Here is a 25,586-nt window from a genome sequence, read left to right on the forward strand (position 1 = left end):
AGATGTAATTATTGCTGGCACATCTGATGGCGAACTCTAGCCATTCTTTTGTTTTTCGACATATAGTAACTTCTCTCCATTGGTAAAATAGAGTTTTTTCCCATCCGGCGATAGCGTAAATTGTTGATAATATTCATTTTCCTTACAGAAGCTGGCTACTTCAGGTTTTGACCATTTTCCATCAACCATTTTCATGCAATAAATTCTATAAAACCTCTCACTATTTGGTTTTGCCGCCCAGTAAACCTCATTACCATCGGGAGTAAAAATTGCAGCACTATGCTCAAAATACTCAGAACGAGATACAATATCAGGTGCAAATAATTCCGGAACTATTCCTGGAGGTTTTTGGCCAAGGTATGGCCCTTTCAAAACAGGGAATTCTTTTGGAGTTGTTTGGCAATTTGCAATCGAAACAACCATAAGCATTACCAATAAAACTATTATTTTTTCCATTTCAAATTGTTCTTAAATTAATATAGCTTGAGTTTTCAATAGATTTAATCCAAAACATAAGAAAGAACTTATGGCTAGACAATTCTAGTTATGTCAACTAAGGCTCTATCAATTTTCAATTTATAGTAATTGCATTATCTTTAATTGATATATTCAAAGGGTTTTACCATTATACTACTTCAGTTGGCAGATTGGTTCTTTTTCTCCAGAAAAGAAATGCTAATACTATAGATATTAACGTGAGTGCTACTCCAAACTCGCCAATAAAATATCCCGTAATTAAAGAGGTACCTGTGATTGGTGTAAAGAATGACTGAATAAAACCGTTGTGGCTTGCATGGATAAACATACCAGTCCAAAGACTTCCTGACTTCAATCGAAGCCATGTGAATATGAAGCTAATCCCGGTTAGAAAAATTGTAAAGCAAAACAGGTTGAACCATAATGGAGTTGATTGATTGCCATAGATCCCATAAATAATCATCGGATAATGCCACACTGACCATACTATTCCTCTTGTAAAAGCCGCTGTGGTAAATCCGTATTCCTTCGCAACTTGTGGAATTAGAAATCCAGTCCATCCAATTTCTTCACCGAGTGCAAATATACAACCCATTGTTAAAGAAATTGCGAGAGGAACAAGCCTAGAGACAACTTTTTCAGGTAGTAAATTGCCTAATCCAAGAAGCCACACAAGACTGTACCCAATAAGACAGTAAAAAAATGGGATTAAAATGCTCCATATTTGATATTTCCATTTTCCCCAATGCCAACCAAAGCTGCCAACTTCTTTCTTGAATATAAGTACAGTTATAAGCGCTGCAACTGAAGGACTAGACATCCCACCCAAAGCATATAGCCCATGCGCTGCATTCATACTTCCATTTATTATTGCCAAAAACATAAATGGAGTGCTTATTACATAAGTTAGGACAACAAACAACCCAACACGTTGCCAGGTTCTTGGAATTTTAGCTAAAATATTCATAATACTTATTTTAAATGTTAACAACTGTTTTATAATTTTTTAATAAAATACTCACTATTAATTGTTTTTTTGGACTTATCAAATCTTATTGTTCTCTTAATTAAAACTTTAACTCATTAATAATTTTTGTTGAAACCCAGTGCATCCCATTCATAACTTCCTTTTGACTGATATAGAAAAGGTATTTTCCATCGGGAGTTACATAAGGTGCCAGATCGTGTTTGTCTGAGTTTATATAATTCCCTAAACTAATTGCCTTTGACCAGCTTCCGTCCTTGTTTTTAAAGCTTATATACAAATCTGATTTTTTGGTATCAACTCCATTTCTTGCAAAAATCAGGTAACTTTCATCTTGCGCAATATAAGGGGTAAAATCCTTGCCATCACTATTAATGTTGGCATCGAGTTTTTTAGGTTCCTGGTATTTACCACCATTATATTCAGAGATATAAATATCCTGATTGCTACTGCCACTTATTTCTGAAGTAAAATAAAGATTCCCGTTTCGGGCAAGCGAAAAAGCCCAGTGGGTTGGATGCTGGCATATTACATCATCAATAAGTTTTGGTTTCGACCATCCAAGTTTTTGTCGCTCTACAAACCAAATCCTTTCCCTCTCTACTCCACCAGTTATATCCGGGTGAAAAGAGAGGAAATAGATTCTTTTGCCATCGTATGAGAAGAAAGGATCCAATGGATCGAATCCTTCACCAAAATTTAAGATTACCGGCTCTGTCCAAATACCGTTAGCAATTTTTGAGTAATACAATTGATTTATTTCTCTGTTCATAGGCCGCCAAATAGCTTCGTTTAAATCTGGTGAGAAAATAATTGGAGTATGGTAACCCTGGGGTGAGGTCATTAGGTAAGGAGCAAACAATTCAGGTATTGATCCTGGTGTTTTTTGACCAAGATAGGCACCTTTTAAAACAGGGAAATCTTTTTGGCTGGTTTGGCAAATTGCTTGCAATATATGCAATAGTATTAGAATCAGGGTAAATGCTGCTTTTCTCATATTATGTCTATTTAATAAACTATTTCTTCTGTTTAATTCTATTCTATTTATTTTTTTTAATCATTATCTTCTTGAATTATCATCAGATTTCATTCTTTACTTAAAAAGATTTAATTAACCAATATTGATTTTATCCTTTAAATGCTAATCATTAATAACCCGAAATTTTATACAAGATGGATACTTAACAGAACGAAAAATACAATGCGTGGATTTATGAAAATCATCTTCGTTAGCATCATAAATATTAATAAAGTTTTGTGGGTTAATATCAAACAATGGAAAACATGAACTTTGAACTTGAACCATTAGTTTATGTCCTTTTTTGAAAGTATAGCAGACATCGTTGAGTTTAAATTTCACTTTTGTTATTTTTCCTGGAACAAATGGCTCAGGATTCTCAAAACCATTCCTGAACTTTCCCCGCATAACTCCCATACGAACTAATGATTGGTATTCTCCCATATGAGTTTTTTCAGAAATTCCTTTGAAATCTGGTTCATTACAAGGGTATACGTCAATAATTTTCACAAACCAGTCGGCATCAGTTCCTGTTGTCGAAACGTATAGTTCAACATCGATTTCACCAAGTAAAGTCAGATCATTTTCAAGTATTGTTGTTTCGTAACAAACAACATCTGGTCTTCGCGCTGCAAATCGTTGATCAGTTATCATAAAGTGCGAATCCCATCCATTTTCAATTTTATAGCTATGCGGAACAGGCTTTTTAGGATCGCTTATATACTCATCAAAGCTAGTTTTAGCCACTTCATTTTTCACATCCGAAAGTTTGTTGTTGTCTGAGAAATATAATGCTTTTTCGTAGGTGTTTTTTGGAGGCCACGATTGAAATTGGTGCCATTCTAACTTACCTACATCAAATGTTAGAGCTTCGGTATAATTTAATTTCCCTTTTCCCTTCAGATGGTAATTGAAAAAGGGCACTATCACTGAATCATCGTAAAATTGCCTTGTTGTTTGTTTGTTAACCAGAATCTCAGAATATCTTTCTTCGCCAAACGGGGAAGAATCCGTATGAAACCAAGGCCCCATAACTATTGTATTTTTATTATCTGGACTGTTTTTTTCAATGGTTTTATATGCATTTAGCGTTCCAAAAAGATTTTCGGCATCATACCACCCCCCAACATTCAAAACGGCTGTATTGATATTTCTGAGATATTGCCTGATGTTTCTTTCTTTCCAAAACTGATCATAGTTGCCATGAGACATCATTTCATTCCAGAATGGAAGTCTATCGTTAAAATACTTTTCATTCCAATTCTTAAGTGGTCCAACACCTAAGAAAAATGAATAGAGATCAGGTGAAGAATATTTTAAAATGCTTTCAGGTGATTCAGAGATTAGATTTGAACGAGGAACGCCATTCGTTTTAAAAAAATTAACTGCTTGTAACAAATGAAATGCCCCATTCCGGTGAAAATCATCACCAATAAACCAGTCGGTGATTGGTGCTTCAGACAAAACGGCCACCAATGCAGGATGTTTCGACAGCAAGGCCATCAGACTGTAAAATGCATGATATGAACCGCCTACCATACCAATTTTTCCATTATTGTTGGGAATATTATTTAGCAACCACTCAAAAGTATCGAAGGCATCGGTGCTTTCGTCAATATCTTTATTTGACTTCTTTTCAGGATTATAGGGTCTGACTTCAACAAATTCGCCTTCCGACATTCTTTTGCCGCGAACATCTTGAAAAACAAAGTTGTAGCCCTCTGTAACGAAAGACCACATTGGTCCAGGCAAACTTCTATAAGTATTTTTTTCGTAAGGCCCAATACCATAAGGGGATCTTACTAACAGAAAAGGAAATTTTTCTGTTGTACTTTTAGGACTATAAATAATTGTTTTCAGCTTAATTCCATCACGCATGGGAATATCAACAACTGTTTTTGTGTAATTTTTTAATGTGTAAACGAATCTTTGAGTTACAAACCAATCCTTAATTACATTAGATTTTTTGAATAATTCAATTGCAGTTTCGAAGTTGCCTGCAGTCATATAGGCTCTGCCAGCCTGATAAAATGCCCAATATGAATTTGGAAAGGATTCTGTACAAATATCAAATATTTTAAGAGACTCAATTGTTTTGTTCTCTTTTAATAGATTATTACCTAAACAAATCAGTTCATTAACATTGATTAAATAATGGGTTGTATCTGATTTAAGTTGATCCCACTTATTAATTGCTATCTCAAATCCAACATTCTGAATATCATCATACAAGGCCTTTGCAAGATTAATTTTACCGTTTTGCTGAGAAAACAAGTTCAATTTTATTGTTAGCCCAATAAGAATAAGGAATAGTAATTTTTTCATTTTGCTTTAATTTTTTGTTTTAACATTTATTATTGCTTTAACCTTAACTCTTCAATAATTTTTGCAGAGACCCAATAAATATCTGATAATTCGTTCACCTCATTATAGCGGCTAAAGAAAATGTATTTACCATCATGTGAAAGGGCCGGACAGGTTTCACTGTACTCACTATTTACACGTTTGCCTAAATTTATAGGCTTTCCCCATTGATCAGCTTTATTTTTAAAAACGACACAAATATCACTTTCGCCTAAACCATTTAAGTCGCCGTCAATCAGTGCAAAACTCTCATCGGGGGCTATAAAACAATGAAAACCGAACGGGAGTCCTACCAATTCAGGTTTAGCATATCTTCCATTTTGGAACTTAGACTTATAAATTTTACGATCATCAATATTGCTGTAATAAAGTGTTTTATTTGAGGAACAAACAGGGTAGAATGCTGGAAATGCAGCTACAACTGTATCAAGTATTCTTTGATTCACCCAACCTTGAGAAGAAATATCCACACTCCATAATCGTATTCGGTCCCATTGGTTAAACGGAGCAAAATATATTTGCTTCCCATCTGGAGTAAAAAAAGGCTCCATTTCATTAGTGAACTTGCCATTCGACAAAGAGGTCTTTTTGGGTTTAGCCCAACCATTTTTTGTTTTTTTGGTGTATATAACTGAAGCAGTATCACGCTCCTGAGTACCAACCAGCAACTCTTTTCCATTGGGAGAAAAGCTTACTCCAAATTCGAACCGTCCCTTTTCAGAGATTAGGTCTTTGGCAAATATTTTAGCCGTATCTCCCGGAGGGATTTGTCCGAAGTATTTGCCTTTCAATACTGGAAATTCATTTAGGTTGCTCTGGCAATAAGCAATTGAAACTTGCAATAAGATTGCAAATAATATCATTAATATTCGTATTTTCATTTTTTTACAAATTTTTATTTTATTATTACTTTTGAATACTTGTATATCCAAGGGTTCCCTTTGATATTATTAATATAATGATTGCCATAAGGAAATAAACAATTGTTTTTATTAAGGTAAATTCATCCTTCACGAAATCGAAAACATGAGTTTCCATTGGGAAATATCTAAATACTACGTTTGTTCCTGCATGTAGTAACATCACTGGAATAATGCTTTTCTTTGAATTGTAGTAAAGCCAAGTTAATATTATTGATAGCGGAATGCAATAAAGAATGAACCAAATAAAAGATTGGTCACCCCCATCCCAATTTCCAAGAAAGTAAAGAGGTAAATGCCAAATAGCCCAACCAAATCCAACAATTAAATGAACAACGTAGATATTGAAACGGTTCATTAATACAGGAGTAATATATCCTCGCCAACCTGGTTCTTCATTTCCGCCAGTTAGCAATGCTGTTGGTAGAATGGCAACAAAGTAAAATAACCATTTATAGCTAAAAATCAAACCTGATTTACCTCCAATAGCTAAATAAATAACATGATGCGTAACCGCAATTACAAATGGTAGAATAATAGCACCTATTATATACCATTTGTAATTAATTCTGAAATTGAATGTTTTTTTAAACCAATCTTTTAGACCTGTTTTACCATTACTGAACCTAACCATGATTATCGCTGAACCAAATGGACCAAATCCTCCTAAAAGCATTGTAATTATGGTTAAATCTTTTGGCAATAAACTATCCCCCAATATCCAAATAGTCCAACTTAAAAAATATGTAAGGATAAAATAAAACCACCAGTCGGCTTTGACCAGAAATTTTTTCATAATTTTTTTCTTTTTATTCTTAACTTTTAACTCATAACTCATAATTTAACTCATTCCTTCGGTCTTAACTCCTCAATAAATTTTGCAGACACCCAATAAGGAATAAATTTATCGCCGATATTATGAACGAAAAACATATATTTTCCATCATGCGTTACAATTGGGCAATGACCTTCACATCCAATAATATCCGTTAAACTCTTCTCTTTTGTCCAACTACCATCTTTTTTCCTGAATAAGATCTGTAATTCTTTTAAAGTTGAGATAATTAAATAGCTGCCATCAGGTGCAATAAATGGTGAATGAGCTTCTACTTCTTTCAGGTTATCTATTATTTTGGGTTCAGTATATGTGCCATTCTTGAACTCAGAACAGTATATTCTTGAGGATACAGTTCCATTTTGTCTGGCACCAAAGTATAAATTGCCATTTTTATCAACAGACGACTGCCAGTGTATCCCAGGAATAGAGTTGATTATTTCGGGTAAAGGATATGGTTCGGACCAACCTGTATTCGTTTTGTCCATTGCATAAATTAATTCTATAGGAGGCTGTCCTTGAACCAGCTGCATAGAAAGATAATAAAATGTCTTCCCATTTGGAGAAATGAATGGTACATCACTATAGTTCATGTTTGTGAGCGTATCGGGAATTGTCCATTTACCATCAATTTTTTTAGAAAACAAAAAGCTCATTGGCACCATTGATTTCCCGTAAAGTTCATTTCCATCCGGAGTAAATGCAATGGAACTATGGTAATTGTACTGAGCAGCCAGAATTCCGGGAGCAAAAGGAACTGCCTTTTTACCGGGTTTATCCTGTCCAAGATAATCGCCTTTAATTACCGGAAACTGCTGCGGACTTTTATCTGCTCCAATTGAATCAAGGTAATTAACAACGGATGTCATCCTTGATTCACTTGAAAGATTATAAGCGGTTTTTCCTGTCGTTGTTCTTATATTTTTATCTATCCCTTTTTTAATAAGCAGATCAACAATAGATTTATTGCCATTATATGCTGCAATATGAAGAGGATTCCAACCATAAATATTTGTTTTATCTGCAAGGACCCCGAATTCAATCAATTTTGCGACCAATTCAGTTGAATTGCTTTCGGCGGCAAAATGAATAAGGTTACTTTTGGCTTCGCTTTCAAAAGTGGGGTTTAATCCAAACAGCAAACATTTCTCAAAATAGTCGACACATCCCACTTTAAGAGCCGCAATTAGCAAATTTGTACCTTCTGTAGTCTTTGGATCAGGGATATTAAACCCACTTTCGATCAGATATTCTGCAACTTCAATTCTACCTCTCGACAATGCTTCAGCCATTGCCGACCAGCCAAATTGTGACTTGTAGTTAATATCAGCACCTTTTTCAATAAGCAGTTTTGTAACTTTAATTCCTGCAAACATTAGTGGGGAGTAAAAATTTCCATTTGGGAGATTAATGTCCGAACCTTTGTCTATTAAATAACTAGCAATCTCATCATTATCATATGCTGCTGCAACATGCAGAGGAGTTGACTGACGAGCATTTCTGATTGAAACAAGTTGGGGGTCTTTTTCGACAAGTTCTTTAACCTTTGTAAGGTCGCCATTGCGAATGGCATCGAATATTTCCTGGGCTTGGGTGTTGATAACAAAAATTAACAGCACAGCGAATAAAAAAAATATTTTTTGTGTTTTCATTTTTTATTAGATTTTAAAGAGATTTACTCCTTCCATCACATCAAAGCCATCGTATTGGGATAATCACCTATTTCGGAAATGCATAAAATGTTTTGGTTACAATTTTCCATCCATCCCTAAACTTGTACAGGTTCATATAATCCGTATAAATTTGCTTTTCTTTATGGTATATTTCCACAATTGCGATGGCAGCATATCCTGTAATATGCACCATAGGTATTTTGTACGTTGTGCCCGGGGTTAACCCTACAGGATTTCTTTCAAACATTGGGATAAACCTGAAAGCTTTTGATTTTGTACAAGTATCATTCAGTACGTTATAGATGTTTATATCGCACTCCGGATACCAGCCGGCTTTAATCTTATTCACATTCCCCTCGTTAAAAATTCCATCGACATATGCAGTAACGATAACATTCTTGATGGCTTCTTTCTCATTTTCCTGATTTTCTTGTGCAAGTGAGGCAATAGGTAATGCAATAACCATGATGGTCATTGTTAAAAGGTTGATTAAGTTTTTCATTTTTATAAGATTTGGTTAAAAATTAAGTATTTATTATTCTATCGATGCTCAAAAAGTACTATCAATCTGTTTTGGTTAAATAAATTAATACAAATTACCTGAATAGATTATTGAACTTCATTTTGCTTAAAACATGCAGTATCGATCCAATCTGCAATAAAATATTAGGTGTAATCATACTTATGAATTTATAGTTCCTGTTTTTCAAATTTTCGAACTATTTCTTTAATGTTTTTTGCGGAGGTCCAGAAGATATCCTCATTCCCATTCCGTGTACTGGTATAAAAAAAGTAATTGCCATCGGGAGTAATTGTTGCGCCATATTCAGACGCAGCTGAATTAATGTCATTTCCCAGATTTGTCGGTTCCGACCAGGAATTATCAGGTTTTTTACAGCTGATGTAAATATCTGATGCTCCAAATCCTCCCGGTTTGGTTGAAGAAAAGATCATTATTTTTTCATCCTGGGATAAAAAAGCGTCGAATTCACGATGTGGTGAATTAATGGGTTCGGGAAGTTTTTCGGCAGCAGTATATTGGCCATTCACATATTTTGAACAGAAAATATCATTGGTTCCCTGCCCTCCCCTTTGGGAATTAAAGTATAGATTCCCATTTTTTGTTACAATGGGAAAATAGTCCTCGAATTCGGAGATAGCTTCTTTGGCAAACAAAACGGGTTCACCCCATTTATTCCCTTCGCGTTCCGAAATCCAAAAATCGTGATTCATAAACGCCCTGCCTTCAAGGTGCCGAACCTTACCAGAACAGTATATCATCGAATTTCCATCGGAAGTAATAAATGGATCTATATCATCATTTGTGCCGGAGAAGTTGACTGGTTCAGGTTTTGTCCACTCGTTATCAATCAACTTGGTAACCATAAGCATCGTATTTGTTCCGGGTATACCCCGTCGTGAAAAGTAGAATTCCGTCCCATCACTGTTAAATACTGCATTTAATTCCCCATATTCGGTCGAGACAAATCCCGGAGCGAAAACCTGGCTCTTATCCCCAAGTTGAGTCTGGCCAAGATAAGAACCTTTTAAAACCGGAAAATCTGTTTGATTGGTTTGGCAAAAGGCAGACATATTTTGCATTAGCACTGCAATAAGTAAAAACAATAATTTTTTAATCTTTTTTTTCATTTGTAAAACTATTTATAACAACCTGATAATGTATGATTTTAATTGTAACACCACATCATTTTCCCTTTTCTAAATGTTTCTCAAAAAATGCCTCTGCAGTCTTAAAAACTTCGATTTTTAATTTCAAATCATTCATAATATTATGGCCTGCATTCTCGAACCTAAGATATTCAACCTCCGTTCCATTCTTTTTGAGCTGCGAAACAAAGTCATCCACTTCATTGATTGGGTTTCCACGGTCTCTGGCACCATTGACAATCATTAATGGATATACCAAATTTGCGGCATGGAATAAGGGGGAAGTATTCACAAACTGAATACTGTCCTTTACCGGATCGCCAAATATTTCCTGATAGTTTTTAGGAATGGATTTGTAATAAGGGAATAGATTTACATTTCCGCTCACGCTGATCCCGCAGGCGAACAGATCAGGAGTAAATGTAAGTCCGGCGAGTGCATTGTAGCCACCTGAACTATATCCATAAATCGCAATTCTCTCTTTGTCGGCAATTCCTTCTTTGATCAGCCAGTTTACGCCATCAATGATATCATCCTGCATCTTTAGGCCCCATTGCTTATAGCCCATTTTCTCAAAATCGCTTCCATATCCTTTTGAACCCCTGTAATTGATCTGCATTACAACATAACCCAGATTAGCATAAAACTGGTTTACATCATTGTATCCCGGGATATCCCTCAGGTGAGGACCACCATGAGCATTTATGATCACAGGTGCTCTCTTGAGTTTTAAGCCGGACGGAACCGTAAGATAGCCGTTCATTGTCAATCCGTCTCTTGAAGTAAAACTGATATTTCTTACTTCAGCGATGTTCTTTTCAGGCAACCAATTGCTCAGCCTCCAGACAAGCTCTGCCTTTTTTGCCGGATAATCAAAATAATAATAGGCACCCTTTAAGCCCCCACTGCTAATTCTGAATAAAATTTTATTATAATCGTTTGAATAGGAAATCATTTTATATTCATAATCTCCCAAAATTCGTTTTATGGCATCAAACCTTTTTTGGGTTTCATTATCAAAAAAGACCAGCTCGTATTTTTCGCTATAATAATTAGCATAAAGCGGTTTTTTGAATTCCCATGAATAATTGAGTTGTGCAGTTTCAGAAATTACATCATTACTTTCCTCTAAACTCCAGATATCGTATTGCGGGTTTTCGCAAACTACACTTACTTCTTTCATCAGCTCAAGATTATATTCAAGGATGGCCATTCGCTCTCTTCCAATATTTGAATAAGCATAAATTGACTTGTTATCAGCCGAAAAGTCTAAAGGATAAAAGGACTCATTTAAGGTTGTTGGAATAGCCAGATCAAATTTATTTTTGTCTGCATTAAACTTCATGATACCCATTTGTGTTCTTGCTATTCTGATTTTTCCATCATTATCTGCAAAATACATCTTCAACCCACCTTCATCCTGGAAGGTTAGCTCTAGGCTACCGGTTAATACATTCAGACGATAGATATCTGTTGCTCTTGGATCTCTTTTATTGGAAGCAATTAATATTTCATTTTCGGTTCCGGAATGAATCGTGATGATTGAAGAATTTGAATTAGCGAAATCAGTCAGACATTTCACAACATTTTTTGAAATATCGGCCATAAAAACTTTGTATCTTCTGTTCCCTAAACTGTCCTTACAAAAAACCAGTTGATCATCATTTATCCAATAATATGGTCTTTTACTGAACCCGTTGATGGCAGGAAAATTTGACACAGAATCGGATGTAACCGATAAAAGATTACCATTTTCAATGGTCTGTACAACAAGATTATGACGATTTTCTTCATGCGTGATATATGCCAGCATCTTGCCGTTTGGAGATAGGGTGAAATCTGACTTTAATTCCTGTTTAAAAAATAATTCGGCAGGGATGTGCTTGCCATCAGCCAATTTTACTTTACCGACTTGGGCTAAAGATAATTGAGAACACAGGATTAAAAGAAATCCAATGATGATCATTTTTAGATTATTCCTTTTCATTGATTTAATTTTAAGAAGATTTTATATGATAAATAATTTGGATAATCAGTCCTATTTTACTGGTAGGATTGTCTTTCGATAATAAATTGCAGGAATTCGATTTCATAGAATATTTATTTATAAATGACTTAGAAAAAAATATTTATAATATAATGATGCACAATCTTAGTACCATATTTTTTTTTGATATTGTAAATCAATAAGATGACCTTAAAATCCTTCAGATATTTTAAATTAATTGTACGATAATGATTCACTAGATGAATGATATTGAACACTTTTGGTCACTATAACATTAGTTTAAATATTGATTTCAGATTTATTACATAAATTATCATTTTTGATAAAAAACACATACAAATTCTTGTCACTTCTGTGCAAATGAAAAATGCATCTGAACAATGACCCATCGCCCATCTCTCTTTTCCAGAACGCCTGTCCAACGGGCATTCATCCAGCTTGCCGGTTGTCCCTTCCATTCGTTCACATCATCAAGGACACAATAGTACCAGGCAACTGTACCAGACTGAGAAACAGATATCTTCAAATCCCTGATTTCATAACTGATTGCTTTAAAATCTGGGCTGCCCCAAAACGTTTCTGCTTTTTTAAACTCGTTAAATCCTAGGGTAATTCTCACACCAGGACCAACTTCCAAATAATTTGAATCATTTGCAATGATGCCATAGAGCAATTCAAAATCTTTATCCTTTGCCCAACCAATGGCTCCATGAATGGCTTTTTCAATTAGCCCAATTTCGGCTGATTTGTTGATTTCAACAGTGGGTGTTAAATTATTGCAGGAATAAGCAAAAAGCATCACAAGCAATAAGCTGATCAGCATATTTTTTTCAACTTTCATTTTATAATTTTTTTATAATTTTTCTAAAAATAGAATGAATGTAGTTTCTGAAAATTAATAATCTATCAATGACAAAAAGAGCTATATCAATGACAGTTAAATAATTAATTTTGTAAAAAACCTAATTTCCACCCCGTTCATGCGTGATAAATTGCATTTTATAGGTCCATTCTTGTATTTTGGAAATAATATTGAAATTGATGAAATAAATAACCTTAAGAAATAATACATTTGTCTAAATAATCATGATTATAGATGAAAACTAAAAGGTTCGGTATACTTCATTTTTCTAATTATAAATACATATACTATCATGCGTTATACTGGACATTAAATGTTTTATTTTTTACCCTGATATTTTGGTCAAATAATAATTACACAGATTTTCTGGACATGCTGCATGAGAATGCTGCCTTTCTGCCAGGTGGAATGCTTTTTACCTATTTTAGTGTCAACTACCTGATTCCCAAATATTTTTTCAAGAATAAAATCAGAAGCTATATTTTCCTGCAACTATTGGTATTACTTGTCTATCCGTTTTTCTCAAATGCCATCGTAACTTTTTATGTGTCACCCATTATTCATGACACACATACTTCTTACAATTTTTATAATGAATTCCTGTCAATTTTGTTAATCCTTATATTCGACATTGTTCCTTTAGCAGGAGTAAAATTTTTAAAACAACTTAGGATTACAGCAGTCCAGAGTGAAATGAATAAAAATGAAAAACTAGAGACTGAACTTAAGCTTCGTGAAGCAGAACTTAAACTTCTCAAGGGTCAGATTCATCCTCACTTTTTATTTAATACATTGAATAATTTATATTCTCTTTCCATTCAAAAATCTGAAAAAACATCTGAAGTTATCATTAAAGTAGCTGATTTGTTAAATTATATTATTTATGATTGCAGGAGCGAGAGGGTATCATTGGAAAAGGAATTGGAATTTATCAATAGTTATATTGAACTCGAAAAATTAAGATATGATGAAAGTTTAAAATTAAATGTATCCATCTCTGGAGATTTTCATGGTAAATTCATAGCACCCATGATCCTGCATTCCTTTATAGAGAATAGCTTTAAACATGGTGCCAGCAAAACCACCGGTAACACCTGGATTGATATATCTATGAAAGTTGATGGAAGAAATCTTAATTTTAAGGTAAAAAACAGTAAGCCAAACGAAGCAGAACTATCTAATTCAGGAATTGGCATTGAAAATACAAAGAAAAGGCTCGAACTTATCTATCCTGAAAGACATCTTTTGGTAATAGAAGAAAGAATTGACAGTTATAGTGTTACACTTGAAATTCAACTATAATATCCATGAAAACTAAATGCATTATTGTTGATGATGAACCCCTTGCTATCAAATTAATAAAATCACATGTCTCTAAATTTGATTTTATTGAGGTAGTGGGCGAATGCAAATCAGCCATACAAGCGATTGACGTTTTAAGAACTGTAAATATCGATCTGATGTTTCTCGATATTAATATGCCCAAAATAACCGGTTTGGAATTTCTTAAATCACTGCCGCATCCACCTTATGTTATCATAACTACGGCATATCGGGAGTATGCACTTGAAGGCTTTGATCTCAATGTTGTCGATTACCTCTTAAAACCAATCTCATTCGAAAGATTTTTAAAAGCGATCAATAAATACTGCGAACGTCTGGCTAAAAATATCAATCTAGAAACAACAGTATCTGACTCTGAAATTAAAAAGACTTTTATTTATGTTCAGGATGGAAAAACGATTCATAAAATCAATTTGGATGACATCCTGTATTTTGAAGGATATGGCGAATATGTAAAGATTCATACGATTCAGAAGACTTATCTTTCGAAAGAAACGATGCATGAATATGAATCGAATTTACATATAAACCATTTTATCCGGACACATAAATCCTACATAGCTTCTATCAATAAAATCAATGCATTCACTTCTACAACAATCCTAATACAAGATAAGGAAATACCTATTGGCAGGTCCTATAAAGAGAGTGTCAACCAAACTATAGCATATTCGAAGAAATAAACGATAAAAGTATATTTGGTTTCCTAAATAAACGACTACAAATCATGCTTCTCAAATAGTCGCATAGGTCGCGCTAAACTTTTCTGATTGCCCCTTCACAAATTAGCTATCTCACCTTAATGTTTTTAATCATTCCGGTTTCGGTATCAAATTCAATTTCTGATTTTAATGATGGGCTTTGCACAACAATTCCAAACTGGTTGATCAACTTTTGAGTTTCATGAATAATTTCACCGTTATATAAGAGTTGAATATTAGTTTGCTCAGGGATACAGTAATAGAAGCCGCTTATATCGCTTGCTTCAACTGTAGTAACAGCTTGTACAAACCGATCGATTGCAGATGAATTTTGCTGGGGAATGATTTTTATTTGCACTCCGGTACCTCGAGATGGACCACTTATAAATCCCTCCTTTTCAGAAAAATTAAAAACCATTTGGTTACCAGTAGCATTCTTTTGAGGCAAATAAACAAATGATTTTAAAATCAGTTCCTTTTTAGTTCTGCCTATAAAAAGTGAAAGGTATTCTGCTTCCATTTTTTTCAATTCGGTATCCATATAGACCATACTTCCGGCATAATTTGTTTCCTGATAGCCTGTCAACAACAAAAATCGGTTTTCACGAAGTTTAGCTATAAATTCAGATGTTTCTTTTGCTTTTTGCTCCAGGTTTTTCTCAAGCCAAGTGGTATTGTAAAAATATTGCTCAAATGAAGCTGTATCTATACTTATTCTTCTGACTATCGTATCAATATGCTGATAAAAATTGTGATCGGCGAAATAATTAAATAAAGATTTCTCGTTGTTAGAATCCAGATTTACATTCACTTGTTCATAATTTACCTGCCCTACTGTATTCGACAAATTCACCCCTTTAATAATCCCTGATTTTGTTAAACTTAAGTTAAATGATTTATCTTCCTTCGATTTTTTATCGATATATACAAAAAATGATTGTTCGGGATCAGGTTGAGTGAAGGTACTTATTCGCACTTCCTTGATTTCATAATGAGAACTTTGTTCCTGAATTACCTTACCAAGGCCCAGATATTTTTCAGCATATTCATGCAACGGACCGGGAATATTTTCCCTCAATTCAACAATTACATCAACCTTTAATAGTGTTCTCGGAAGTGAGTAAAACAGTCCATCCTTAGTATTCAAAGTATTTGAAGTTCCAATGCGGTGAACTTTTATTTGAGCAAATGCCTGAATAAAAAATAACTGAATAATGACGAATAAAAAAACATACTTGTATCTCATAACTTAATTTTTAAGTCAAATTTGAATACCAAAATACGAATTTTGAACCTATCTTAAGAATAATAATTCCCGATATTTTGGCAAGGGCCATAATTCGTCATCCACCAGAAGTTCAAGTTTATCAACATGATCTCTGATTTCATCAAAATAAGGAACAACCTTTTCATTATAAGCTTTGGCTTTTAATTCAAAATCTTCTATTCTATTGGCAATTTTTCTTTCCTCCAGCATTTCATCGGTTTTCATCTTAACCTGAGATATATGCTCCGAAATATCTTTAATCGTTTGAATTTGATTTCTTGATAATCCAACATAAGTTTTTTCATCTAAAACCTGCTTCAATCCTAAGGTATTCTCAATTAAAGTATTTTGATATCTGATGGCAATCGGGATGATATGATTTTTTGCCAAATCACCCATAACCCTTGATTCTATCTGAATCTTCTTAGTGTAATTTTCAAGATTGATCTGATATCTGGCCTCAAGTTCTTTTGCCGTTAAAATATTATTTCGCTCGAATAAATCGATCGTTTCCTTCGAGATGTATGCTTTCAGAGCAGGAGGAGTTGAAGTGATATTTGCAAGGCCCCTCTTTTTGGCTTCAGCAATCCATTCATCACTATAGTTATTTCCTTCGAATCTTATCTTCTTCGAATCGATGATATATTGTTTGATCACTTTTAAAATAGCATCGTTTCGCTTATATTTTTTCTTGATCAGGGCATCTACTTCATTCTTGAATTTTTTGAGTTGATCAGCCACCATCAGATTTAGAACAATCATTGGTTTGGCACAAGTTGCTGAAGAGCCCACGGCCCTGAATTCAAATTTATTGCCTGTAAATGCAAATGGAGAAGTACGATTCCGATCGGTATTATCCAGAAAAATTTCAGGGATTTTGGGTATAAATATATTATGATCTGAGGCAGTTGCTTTAGTAATTCCACCTGTCTTTTCAATTTCGTCGAGTGTTTTGGATAACTGCTCACCAATAAATGCTGAAATAATCGCAGGTGGAGCTTCATGCCCTCCTAATCGGTGATCGTTACCAGCAGCTGCAATACTTGCCCTTAATAAATCAGGGTTATTGCTGATGGCCTTTAAAACTGTCACAAAAAATGCGATAAAACGTAATTTCGCTTTCGGTGTTTTTCCCGGAGACAATAAATTTTCACCGGTATCAGTCGCCATCGACCAGTTATTATGCTTACCCGATCCGTTAACCCCGGCAAATGGTTTTTCGTGCAATAATACAACCAAGTCATGATGCCTTGCAATTCGCTGCATTAGGTGCATCAACATTTGATTGTGATCAACTGCAAGGTTTACTTCTTCGAAAACAGGTGCGCACTCAAATTGGTTCGGTGCAACTTCATTATGCCTGGTTTTTAAAGGAATACCTAATTTATAAGATTCAATTTCAACATCTTTCATGAACTCCAGCGCACGTTCCTGAATGGTACCAAAGTAGTGATCTGATAGCTGCTGATCCTTTGCCGATGCATGTCCGAAAACCGTTCTACCGGTTAATGCTAAATCAGGTCGGGCAGCATGTAAGGCTGAATCAACCAAAAAATACTCCTGCTCAATACCAAGTGTGGGGGTCACTTTTTTAACTTCATTTCCAAAAAGTTTACAAAAATCAACAGCTGATTTTCCAATAACGTTTAGCGATTTCAGCAACGGGGTCTTAAAATCAAGCGCTTCACCTGTATATGAAACAAAAATAGTAGGAATGCATAAAGTATCATCTATAATAAATGCCGGTGATGAAGGATCCCAGGCTGTATAGCCCCTGGCCTCAAAAGTACTTCTTATTCCTCCACTCGGGAAAGAAGAAGCATCGGGCTCCTGCTGAATCAACTCAGATCCGTTGAAACGTTCAATTGCTCTTCCTTCTTCAATCGGATGCATAAATGAATCATGCTTTTCAGCAGTAGAACCGGTTAACGGGTGAAACCAATGGGTATAATGAGATGCACCATGACTAATTGCCCATGCCTTCATCGATGCGGCAATTTGATCAGCCATTTTACGATCAATTTTTTCATTGCTTTCAATGGCATTAATAATATTAGCAAAAGCGTCAACAGGTAAAAATTCGCGCATCGCCCTTTTGTTAAAGGTCGATGTCCCATAATATTCCGACAATTTCCCTGTAGGTGGAGTTGACTTTTTAGCAGTTCTAGTGTTGATAAAATCAAGTGCTTTAAAACGTAAATTGTTCATTAGATTAGTATTTTTTCTTGTTCGACATGATAAATAAACCCGTAAAAGTAAGCATTCCGTTCAGAATAAGTAATTCAAAACCAAAACGATAACCATTAAACCATTGAATGGAGTTTTCGCTTACAATATAACAAATAATTGGCGACAGAATGGCAATCAGAGGAACCCATCTATCTTTCAGTGTTCGTTGTGTAAATAAGCCAAAGGTGAACAATCCGAGCAACGGACCATAGGTATAACCAGCTATGGTAAATAATTTTGAAATGACGGCCTCGTTATTTATGGCACTAAAAGCAACAATCACGAGAATAAGGAGAGCTGCCATTGATAAATGGACTATTTTCCTGAGTCTGATCTTTTTTGCTTCATCATATGGAAGCTTATCAAGTCGAAGTAAATCAATACTAAATGACGTTGTTAGTGCAGTAAGTGCCCCATCGGCACTGGAATATGCCGCTGAAATTATGCCAATTATAAATACAATTCCGGCAACAGCACCAAGATGCTGAAGCACAATGGTAGGGAATAAATTATCGGTTAATGCAGGAATAGTAATTCCTTTTGATCCTGCATAAATAAATAGAGCAGCCCCTAAAAACAGGAACATCAAATTAACAAAAACCAGGACGATACTCAATGTGATCATGTTTTTCTGGGCATCGGGCAATTTTTTACAGCTCAGGTTTTTCTGCATCATATCTTGATCGAGTCCGGTCATGACAATGGCTATAAATGCACCGCTAAAAAATTGTTTAATGAAGTTTTTTGGATCCTGCCAATCGGTATAAACAATGCGGGAATAATCCGAATCGAATACTTTTCCGATAATTTCAGAAAAACTTAAGCCCAAACCCTGAACTATGATCACCAATGAAAAAACCACTGCTCCCAACATGAAAGTGGTTTGAAGGGTATCGGTCCAAACAATCGTTTTTATTCCACCTTTAAAAGTATACAGCAAAATTAGCAGCATAAATATGACGGATGTCAGGGCAAATGGTACATGATAATTATCGAATACGAATATTTGTAACACATTGATGACCAAAAACATTCTGAAAGATGCACCTATAATTCTGGAAATTAAAAAATAAAATGCCCCGGTTTTATGCGACCAAAACCCTAAACGCTGCTCCAGATAAGAATAAATGGAAGTCAACCTTAACCGATAGTACATGGGTAATAAAATCGTGGCAATGGCAATGTATCCCAATACATAACCAAATACAACCATCATATACGAGAATTGGGTATCGCCAACCCAACCCGGAACTGATATAAAAGTTACTCCCGACAAGGAAGCACCCACCATTCCATAGGCGACAACAAACCAGGGAGATTTTCGATTGCCTACAAAGAAAGATTCATTATTTGATTTCCTGGAAGTAAACCATGATATAACAAACAGCAAAAAAGTGTAAGTTAAAAAGCTGTATAAAATTAGTTGAGGATTCAAGATGAATGATTATTTATTATTGATGAATGTTTATTTATTATTAAATCTGTAAAATTTGATAAAGATACGCATATAGCATCTACACCGATTTCATCATTTTTTTTATGTTTTGCTGAAACGAATACCGTTCTCATTCCTGCATTTTTTCCAAATTCAATATCCGAAATTGAATCGCCTACCATTATTGATTTTGAAAAATCAATTTCAGGGAATTCACCCTTAGCTTTCAAGGCCATCCCAATTTGTGGTTTACGATCGGGATGATTAGTTTCATTTAATTCCGGACAAAAAAATACCTGATCAATTTTGCCTCCTGCTTTTTCAATTTCATTCAACATAAATGTATGAATTATCTGCAGATCACTCAAGTTAATCAATCCTTTACCAACACCTTGCTGGTTTGTTACAATGAAAATTCTGCCAAATAATTTCGTCAATTTTTCAAGAGATTCTGGCACTTTTTCCAGAAAAACAAATTCAGCAATTGATTTAACATAATCATCTTTAATCCGACGATTAATCACCCCATCCCTATCCAAAAATAAGGTCCAGCTTTTATCGATATGGTAATTTACTAAATTCATTTGCTGCTCTTTTACAATCAATACTTGTTGCCAGATCTAAAAATGTTGAATAGCATCTGTATCCGTAAAATGGATCAGATTTATAATTTTCCTCCAAAAATTCTTTTTCAAATGAAAACACTTCCGGTGTATTTTTATTCATAAAATATGCTGATTTTATGCAATAGAAACCACCATTCATAAAATCATCACTAAATGGATCCTCGTTATCTGAAAACCCTGTTACACGATTTTGCTCATTAACCACCACTGATCCCAATCGGGTTGTGCTATCAATAAATCTTGTGGCTATGCAAATAGCAGCTTCTCTTATTCTTCTGAAATCTTCAAATCTTGTCAAATTAACATCGAAAAACAGATCACCGCTCAACGCAAAAACTGTATGACCCATCACGCTTTCAAATGCCTTCTTTAAGGCACCTCCTGTTCCAAGTAAATGCGAATTCTCACAATATTCAATCTGAATGGATTTATAATTATTGCCAAAAAATTCATGAATCATTTCCTTATCATCACCAACAGCTATTATTACATGGTTTACCCCATAAAAGTCAAGATAATTCAACTGATACTCCAATAGATATTTATCATTGAACCTCAGCATTGAAACCGGAAGTTCTTTGCCCCCCAAGGTCTGATACCTCCCGCTGGTTAAAATAATGGCTTCTTTTATCATCTTGGGAACATTTCAGATTCAATGATCTCACAAATAATATGGCCCACCAAAATATGCGCTTCCTGAATTCGAGGAGTATCGGTCGATGGAACATTAATTAAACAGTCGGAAACCATCTTTAATTTACCTCCACTTTCACCGGTCAAACCAATTGTTTTCATCCCTATACTTTTTGCCATCTGCATTGCCCTGATAATATTTGCCGAATTTCCGGATGTAGAAATTCCTATCAGCACATCTTTCGGTTTACCTTTTGCCTTGATTAATCTTGCATAGATTTCATCGTACGAATAATCATTTGCAACTGCTGTCAGATAAGATGTATTCACATGCAGTGCTTCAGCATCAAGTGGATCACGATCATAATAAAACTTACCACTCAATTCGGCTGCCAAATGTTGCGCATCAGCAGCACTTCCGCCATTACCACAAAACAAAATCTTACCACCGTTCCTTAACGAATTCACACAAAGATCGGCTGAAATTTGAATATTCCTTAGTAGTTCAGGAGACTCTAAAAGTGTTTTTTTTATGAATATTGACTCCAATATTGCCTCTTTTATCTTCATAAATTCAAAATTTAAAATACGCTAAAACAGTATAAAATTGACTTGCTAGGCTAAATTGCAGCCTTACGGATTTCTCGGCAAATATAATGTATTAAAAAAGAAACTCAGAAAGCCTGATCTTCAAATATCAATACCATTATCTTATTATTTTTCAGGAAAAAGATTGTATCTTTTATTTTTTATTAATCTCTTGCTGAAGCAATTCGATCACCTCGATCATTTTCCCCCAGGAATATTTTTTCTTTTCGTATTTAATATTATTAATAAAGGCAGATGAAGGATCATTTTCGTAAAATAATTTTATCGCATTTGCAATCTCTTTATGATCGACATCAACAACATAACCCACTTTTTCGTGAGGTACAATTTCTGCCAAGCCTCCAACATTCGTCACAATCATAGGTTTATCAAAATGATAGGCAACTTGTGTAACTCCACTTTGTGTTGCGGTTTTGTATGGTTGTACCACAATATCGGCAGCACAAAAGAAATTTACCACCTCTGTATTCGGAATAAAATCATTGTGCATGATTACTTTATCTTTGATGTCTAATTGTTCGATCAAATCAAAATAAGGTTTTGAATCACTATAAAACTCACCTGCAACGATCAATTTAATGTTCTGTGCCTTAACCCAATCTTCGGCCATTGCCATCAGTACTAAATCCAAACCTTTATATTGACGGATGAAGCCAAAAAATAGAATATACCTATAGTCTTCCGACAGTTTAAGCTTGGCAAGTGCTTCTTTCTTTGGGATCTGATCTCCGAAATTATCGTACAAAGGATGGAGCGTGTATTTTTTTGGTTTTGCCTGATCAAAGGTTTCCAATTCTGCCAAAACAGATCTTGACATTGTTACGAAAGCATCTACATTTTTCACAAAATAATTTGCCAAAAATCGATCACCAAAATGCTTTTCGTGCGGAACAATATTATCAACAATGGCTACAACCTTAGTAATATTGTTTTTCCTGATGATCCGGGCGATTGTTCCAAGGCAGGGTGCCATAAATGGAATCCAGAAACGTATGACCACTAAATCAGGCTTTAATTTTTTTATTTTTCTTCCAATTTTAATCCAGTTAAACGGATTTATGGAGTTAATACTGACATTGATTTTCAGGTTTTCGGGTGCAGCTTCATCGGAATATTGCGTCTTACCCGGGAAAAGGATAGAAGGGTATTGTAATTTAAATGTTTCGATTTGAACATCGAAACCAAGATCAACAAATTCTTTCGCAAGCCGTTCGTTAAAAGTAGCAATCCCACCTCCCCTTAGAGGATAAGCAGAACCAATAATAATAACACTTCTTTGCTTAGTCATGAGCTTTATTTAGTCGACCCCGAGTTTTTTCTCAATCTGATATTTATTACGTTCAGAAGAATTACGGGAAATCATTTCGGCCAAAAACCCGGTCATAAACAATTGGGTCCCTAAAATCATTGCCAGAATGCCAAAGTAAAAAATTGGCCTGTCTGTCATCAAATATCCCTGCATAAATATCTTTGCATATGCCAAATAACCGGCAATCCCTAATCCGATCAAAAAAAGAATTGCACCTAATGATCCAAATAAATGCATTGGACGTTTACCAAACCTTGACACAAAACTGATTGAAATCAAATCCAAAAAGCCTCTCCTGTATCGTTCGAAACCGAACTTGGAATTGCCGTGTTGCCTTTTTTGATGCGAAACAATCTTTTCAGTAATCTTTGAAAAACCTGCCCATTTTGCTATGACCGGCACAAAACGATGCATTTCACCGTAAATTTCAATATTTTTTACAACTGCTTTTTTATAAGCTTTCAACCCGCAATTAAAATCGTGTAGCTTGATACCGGTAATACTCCTATTTATAGAATTGTAAACTTTCGATGGCCAACGTTTCGAAATTGGATCGTGGCGTTTTTGCTTCCATCCCGAAACCAAATCATAATCATCTTTTATGATAAGGTCATACAGTGCCGGAATTTCTTCGGGACTATCCTGAAGGTCGGCGTCCATCGTAATTACGACATTGCCTGTAACCACTTCAAAACCTGAATTCAAAGCTGCCGACTTTCCATAATTCCGTCGAAACTTAATCCCTTTATTCAATTCATTTTCGGCACAAAGTTTTTCAACAATGGACCAGGATGAATCAGTGCTTCCATCATCTATCCATACAATTTCATAGCTAAAGTTATGCGCCAACATAACTTTAGCTATCCAATCACTCAAATCCTGAATTGATTCCTCTTCATTTAAAAAAGGAACGACAATTGAAATATCCATCAAACAAATTTTAATCTAGTTTGCTTCTTTTTTAATAAAGATTGAAGTTACTAACGAAATAATCGTTACAGCAATGGTATTGAATATCAATGCCATAATTGAAACCATAAGTGGTGTTGTAAACTTTGCCGATATTGACAATGCGTCCTCAATTTGTTGATCCGTCAAATCACCTCTATTTATCATTGATTGTTCCGAAGTTTCCAATATTTTTGCGATAATAGTCGGGTCAAAAAACTTCATAAATGCATATGCATAAACTGCAGCAATTAATGCAGCGAAAAAACCAACCGTAAAACCCACGGAAAAGGATTTTCCATAGCTAATTAATCCTTCAGAATGAGCATCACGATAAACCTTTTGACCCCAAATGATTCCTCCAATGAAGATCAGATATGCAACGTATTTAATTTTACTATCATAAGCAGTATCCATCACATAAAATATGAGATCGATAACGATAAGCAAAGCCGCTGTAATGAGTGCATAATTTAAAGCAACTTTAAATGATGATTTTTGGTTTTCTTCCATGATAATTGAGTTTATAGGGTTATGATATGCAAACATACTAAATTATAAGAAAACTTAAAAACATAAAAAAAACATTGTAGGTGTCTAACATATTTGTAATTTTGCGGCAGGGTAAGTCTTATACGACCAGCTCCTGTTGAACTCCCCCAGGTTCGGAAGAAAGCAAGGGTAGACGGTTGTAGCGGTGCGATGTAAGTAGCTTACCCTTTTTTTGTTACTATGTACGATTAATATTTTTCGATCATGTTACTCAAAATACATCCTGATAATCCGAACCCTCGCCATATTCAAACAGTACTCGATTGTTTAAATGATGGAGGAATAATCATATACCCAACCGATACTGTGTATGGAATTGGATGTGACATTTACAAAACAAAGGCTGTTGAAAAAATTGCATTGATTAAAGGAATAAAAAAAGAAAAAGCCAATTTCTCGTTTATCTGCTCAAATTTAAGCCACATCTCCGATTTTACCCGTCCGATAAACAATGAAGTTTATAAATTGATGAAAAGGAACCTCCCTGGCCCTTTTACATTCATCTTAGAGGCTAACAATAAGGTTCCTAAATTGTTCCAAAGCAAAAAGAAAACAGTGGGTATCAGGGTTCCTGACAATAATATAATTCATGAAATCGTTCAGAAATTAGGGAACCCTATTATGTCTTCTTCAGTTTATGACGAGGATGAAATAATAGAATACGCAACCGATCCTGAATTGATCCATGAAAAGTATGGGCATTTAGTTGACATTGTAATTGACGGTGGGTATGGCGACAACTTACCCTCTACCATTGTAGATTGCACACAGGATCAGATCACCGTCATCAGAGAAGGAAAAGGAATACTTCAATAATTAATTAACATAAAAGTATTGTTTTTAAAAATTATTTTATACTTTTGCACCTCCAAAAAAGGGAAATGATTAGCTAGCTCAGTCGGTAGAGCATTTGACTTTTAATCAAAGGGTCCCGGGTTCGAATCCCGGGCTGATCACGGAAGACTGTCTGTTCAGACAGTCTTTTTTTTCTTTTTTACTGAAAAATTCATCGATTCATTAATATTGAAACGGAGGTAGAGCATCCCGACTTATTGTCGGGAGGGTCCCGGGTTCGAATCCCGGGCTGATCACGGAAGACTGTCTGTTCAGGCAGTCTTTTTTT

Annotated in this window: 23 protein-coding genes, 1 tRNA gene and 1 other RNA gene; 5 read left to right on the top strand and 20 right to left on the bottom strand. The window is 34.9% G+C overall.

Going from position 1 to position 25,586, the window contains the following annotated elements; genetic code table 11:
* Nucleotides 1–36: 36 nt before the first annotated feature.
* The 11 genes from KKG99_03090 to KKG99_03140 form a co-directional block, all read right to left on the bottom strand.
* Nucleotides 37–456, bottom strand: a complete 420-nt coding sequence (locus KKG99_03090) for a hypothetical protein (protein MBU1011967.1) — start codon at nucleotides 454–456, stop codon at nucleotides 37–39.
* A gap of 169 nt (nucleotides 457–625) precedes the next feature.
* On the bottom strand, nucleotides 626–1,444 hold the full coding sequence (locus KKG99_03095; GenBank protein ID MBU1011968.1) for a CPBP family intramembrane metalloprotease: 819 nt from the start codon (nucleotides 1,442–1,444) through the stop codon (nucleotides 626–628).
* Between the two features lie 100 nt (nucleotides 1,445–1,544).
* The gene (locus KKG99_03100; protein MBU1011969.1) at nucleotides 1,545–2,459 is read right to left on the bottom strand and encodes a hypothetical protein; all 915 of its coding nucleotides are present in this window, start codon (nucleotides 2,457–2,459) and stop codon (nucleotides 1,545–1,547) included.
* Between the two features lie 144 nt (nucleotides 2,460–2,603).
* Nucleotides 2,604–4,805 (bottom strand): CocE/NonD family hydrolase, encoded by a 2,202-nt coding sequence (locus KKG99_03105; GenBank protein ID MBU1011970.1) that lies wholly within the window; start codon nucleotides 4,803–4,805, stop codon nucleotides 2,604–2,606.
* A 29-nt stretch (nucleotides 4,806–4,834) separates the two neighbouring features.
* Nucleotides 4,835–5,725, bottom strand: coding sequence for a hypothetical protein (locus KKG99_03110; GenBank protein ID MBU1011971.1), 891 nt, complete (start codon nucleotides 5,723–5,725; stop codon nucleotides 4,835–4,837).
* Nucleotides 5,726–5,750: 25 nt separating this feature from the next.
* Nucleotides 5,751–6,560, bottom strand: coding sequence for a CPBP family intramembrane metalloprotease (locus tag KKG99_03115; protein MBU1011972.1), 810 nt, complete (start codon nucleotides 6,558–6,560; stop codon nucleotides 5,751–5,753).
* A 50-nt stretch (nucleotides 6,561–6,610) separates the two neighbouring features.
* A complete protein-coding gene (locus KKG99_03120) occupies nucleotides 6,611–8,251 on the bottom strand; it encodes an ankyrin repeat domain-containing protein (protein ID MBU1011973.1) in 1,641 nt (546 codons plus the stop codon).
* 67 nt (nucleotides 8,252–8,318) lie between these two features.
* Nucleotides 8,319–8,774, bottom strand: coding sequence for a nuclear transport factor 2 family protein (locus tag KKG99_03125; protein MBU1011974.1), 456 nt, complete (start codon nucleotides 8,772–8,774; stop codon nucleotides 8,319–8,321).
* Between the two features lie 188 nt (nucleotides 8,775–8,962).
* On the bottom strand, nucleotides 8,963–9,922 hold the full coding sequence (locus KKG99_03130; protein ID MBU1011975.1) for a hypothetical protein: 960 nt from the start codon (nucleotides 9,920–9,922) through the stop codon (nucleotides 8,963–8,965).
* 55 nt (nucleotides 9,923–9,977) lie between these two features.
* Nucleotides 9,978–11,927: a prolyl oligopeptidase family serine peptidase gene (locus KKG99_03135; GenBank protein ID MBU1011976.1), complete on the bottom strand. Its 1,950-nt coding sequence runs from the start codon at nucleotides 11,925–11,927 to the stop codon at nucleotides 9,978–9,980.
* Between the two features lie 367 nt (nucleotides 11,928–12,294).
* Entirely contained in the window at nucleotides 12,295–12,789 is a 495-nt protein-coding gene (locus KKG99_03140; GenBank protein MBU1011977.1) for a nuclear transport factor 2 family protein, read from the bottom strand.
* 255 nt (nucleotides 12,790–13,044) lie between these two features.
* Between KKG99_03140 and KKG99_03145 the strand changes: the two genes are divergently transcribed.
* Both KKG99_03145 and KKG99_03150 read left to right on the top strand, forming a co-directional pair.
* Nucleotides 13,045–14,112, top strand: coding sequence for a histidine kinase (locus tag KKG99_03145; GenBank protein MBU1011978.1), 1,068 nt, complete (start codon nucleotides 13,045–13,047; stop codon nucleotides 14,110–14,112).
* A gap of 5 nt (nucleotides 14,113–14,117) precedes the next feature.
* Nucleotides 14,118–14,837, top strand: a complete 720-nt coding sequence (locus KKG99_03150) for a LytTR family DNA-binding domain-containing protein (protein ID MBU1011979.1) — start codon at nucleotides 14,118–14,120, stop codon at nucleotides 14,835–14,837.
* 106 nt (nucleotides 14,838–14,943) lie between these two features.
* On the opposite strand, the gene KKG99_03155 is transcribed toward KKG99_03150, so the two are convergent.
* The 9 genes from KKG99_03155 to KKG99_03195 form a co-directional block, all read right to left on the bottom strand.
* A complete protein-coding gene (locus KKG99_03155) occupies nucleotides 14,944–16,101 on the bottom strand; it encodes a DUF4831 family protein (protein MBU1011980.1) in 1,158 nt (385 codons plus the stop codon).
* 48 nt (nucleotides 16,102–16,149) lie between these two features.
* On the bottom strand, nucleotides 16,150–18,330 hold the full coding sequence (locus tag KKG99_03160) for a glutamine synthetase III (protein MBU1011981.1): 2,181 nt from the start codon (nucleotides 18,328–18,330) through the stop codon (nucleotides 16,150–16,152).
* Between the two features lie 4 nt (nucleotides 18,331–18,334).
* Nucleotides 18,335–19,786 carry a sodium:solute symporter gene (locus KKG99_03165; GenBank protein ID MBU1011982.1) on the bottom strand — a complete coding sequence of 484 codons (1,452 nt, stop codon included), beginning with the start codon at nucleotides 19,784–19,786 and terminating at the stop codon, nucleotides 18,335–18,337.
* Entirely contained in the window at nucleotides 19,783–20,370 is a 588-nt protein-coding gene (locus tag KKG99_03170; GenBank protein ID MBU1011983.1) for an HAD family hydrolase, read from the bottom strand. Before KKG99_03170 ends, KKG99_03165 begins: the two co-directional genes overlap by 4 nt.
* The gene (locus tag KKG99_03175) at nucleotides 20,342–21,046 is read right to left on the bottom strand and encodes a hypothetical protein (protein ID MBU1011984.1); all 705 of its coding nucleotides are present in this window, start codon (nucleotides 21,044–21,046) and stop codon (nucleotides 20,342–20,344) included. The genes KKG99_03170 and KKG99_03175 overlap by 29 nt, the downstream gene beginning before the upstream one ends.
* A complete protein-coding gene (locus KKG99_03180) occupies nucleotides 21,043–21,615 on the bottom strand; it encodes a D-sedoheptulose 7-phosphate isomerase (GenBank protein MBU1011985.1) in 573 nt (190 codons plus the stop codon). The genes KKG99_03175 and KKG99_03180 overlap by 4 nt, the downstream gene beginning before the upstream one ends.
* A 172-nt stretch (nucleotides 21,616–21,787) precedes the next feature.
* Complete coding sequence (locus tag KKG99_03185) at nucleotides 21,788–22,942, bottom strand: glycosyltransferase (GenBank protein ID MBU1011986.1); 1,155 nt, start codon at nucleotides 22,940–22,942, stop codon at nucleotides 21,788–21,790.
* Nucleotides 22,943–22,951: 9 nt separating this feature from the next.
* A complete protein-coding gene (locus KKG99_03190) occupies nucleotides 22,952–23,893 on the bottom strand; it encodes a glycosyltransferase (protein ID MBU1011987.1) in 942 nt (313 codons plus the stop codon).
* Nucleotides 23,894–23,908: 15 nt separating this feature from the next.
* The gene (locus KKG99_03195) at nucleotides 23,909–24,424 is read right to left on the bottom strand and encodes a DUF4199 domain-containing protein (protein MBU1011988.1); all 516 of its coding nucleotides are present in this window, start codon (nucleotides 24,422–24,424) and stop codon (nucleotides 23,909–23,911) included.
* 109 nt (nucleotides 24,425–24,533) lie between these two features.
* On the opposite strand from KKG99_03195, the gene ffs reads away from it, so the two are divergent.
* From ffs to KKG99_03210, 3 genes are all read left to right on the top strand, one after another.
* An RNA gene (ffs, locus tag KKG99_03200) (signal recognition particle sRNA small type) lies at nucleotides 24,534–24,633 on the top strand.
* A 34-nt stretch (nucleotides 24,634–24,667) separates the two neighbouring features.
* A complete protein-coding gene (locus tag KKG99_03205) occupies nucleotides 24,668–25,279 on the top strand; it encodes a threonylcarbamoyl-AMP synthase (GenBank protein ID MBU1011989.1) in 612 nt (203 codons plus the stop codon).
* Between the two features lie 67 nt (nucleotides 25,280–25,346).
* Nucleotides 25,347–25,419 (top strand) — tRNA-Lys (locus KKG99_03210).
* Nucleotides 25,420–25,586 lie beyond the last annotated feature (167 nt).

It is taken from the genome of Bacteroidota bacterium (assembly GCA_018816945.1).
GTDB lineage: Bacteria > Bacteroidota > Bacteroidia > Bacteroidales.

Excerpts from the sequence above, each read along its gene's own strand:
- KKG99_03115 (MBU1011972.1), bottom strand. The coding sequence starts at position 6,560 with ATGAAAAAATTTCTGGTCAAAGCCGACTGGTGGTTTTATTTTATCCTT.
- KKG99_03110 (MBU1011971.1), bottom strand. The coding sequence starts at position 5,725 with ATGAAAATACGAATATTAATGATATTATTTGCAATCTTATTGCAAGTT.
- KKG99_03100 (MBU1011969.1), bottom strand. The coding sequence starts at position 2,459 with ATGAGAAAAGCAGCATTTACCCTGATTCTAATACTATTGCATATATTG.
- KKG99_03190 (MBU1011987.1), bottom strand. The coding sequence starts at position 23,893 with ATGGATATTTCAATTGTCGTTCCTTTTTTAAATGAAGAGGAATCAATT.
- KKG99_03140 (MBU1011977.1), bottom strand. The coding sequence starts at position 12,789 with ATGAAAGTTGAAAAAAATATGCTGATCAGCTTATTGCTTGTGATGCTT.
- KKG99_03155 (MBU1011980.1), bottom strand. The coding sequence starts at position 16,101 with ATGAGATACAAGTATGTTTTTTTATTCGTCATTATTCAGTTATTTTTT.
- KKG99_03195 (MBU1011988.1), bottom strand. The coding sequence starts at position 24,424 with ATGGAAGAAAACCAAAAATCATCATTTAAAGTTGCTTTAAATTATGCA.
- KKG99_03130 (MBU1011975.1), bottom strand. The coding sequence starts at position 9,922 with ATGAAAAAAAAGATTAAAAAATTATTGTTTTTACTTATTGCAGTGCTA.
- KKG99_03095 (MBU1011968.1), bottom strand. The coding sequence starts at position 1,444 with ATGAATATTTTAGCTAAAATTCCAAGAACCTGGCAACGTGTTGGGTTG.
- KKG99_03135 (MBU1011976.1), bottom strand. The coding sequence starts at position 11,927 with ATGAAAAGGAATAATCTAAAAATGATCATCATTGGATTTCTTTTAATC.
- KKG99_03150 (MBU1011979.1), top strand. The coding sequence starts at position 14,118 with ATGAAAACTAAATGCATTATTGTTGATGATGAACCCCTTGCTATCAAA.
- KKG99_03120 (MBU1011973.1), bottom strand. The coding sequence starts at position 8,251 with ATGAAAACACAAAAAATATTTTTTTTATTCGCTGTGCTGTTAATTTTT.
- KKG99_03170 (MBU1011983.1), bottom strand. The coding sequence starts at position 20,370 with ATGAATTTAGTAAATTACCATATCGATAAAAGCTGGACCTTATTTTTG.
- KKG99_03090 (MBU1011967.1), bottom strand. The coding sequence starts at position 456 with ATGGAAAAAATAATAGTTTTATTGGTAATGCTTATGGTTGTTTCGATT.
- KKG99_03105 (MBU1011970.1), bottom strand. The coding sequence starts at position 4,805 with ATGAAAAAATTACTATTCCTTATTCTTATTGGGCTAACAATAAAATTG.
- KKG99_03180 (MBU1011985.1), bottom strand. The coding sequence starts at position 21,615 with ATGAAGATAAAAGAGGCAATATTGGAGTCAATATTCATAAAAAAAACA.
- KKG99_03160 (MBU1011981.1), bottom strand. The coding sequence starts at position 18,330 with ATGAACAATTTACGTTTTAAAGCACTTGATTTTATCAACACTAGAACT.
- KKG99_03145 (MBU1011978.1), top strand. The coding sequence starts at position 13,045 with ATGAAAACTAAAAGGTTCGGTATACTTCATTTTTCTAATTATAAATAC.
- KKG99_03125 (MBU1011974.1), bottom strand. The coding sequence starts at position 8,774 with ATGAAAAACTTAATCAACCTTTTAACAATGACCATCATGGTTATTGCA.
- KKG99_03175 (MBU1011984.1), bottom strand. The coding sequence starts at position 21,046 with ATGATAAAAGAAGCCATTATTTTAACCAGCGGGAGGTATCAGACCTTG.
- KKG99_03205 (MBU1011989.1), top strand. The coding sequence starts at position 24,668 with ATGTTACTCAAAATACATCCTGATAATCCGAACCCTCGCCATATTCAA.
- KKG99_03185 (MBU1011986.1), bottom strand. The coding sequence starts at position 22,942 with ATGACTAAGCAAAGAAGTGTTATTATTATTGGTTCTGCTTATCCTCTA.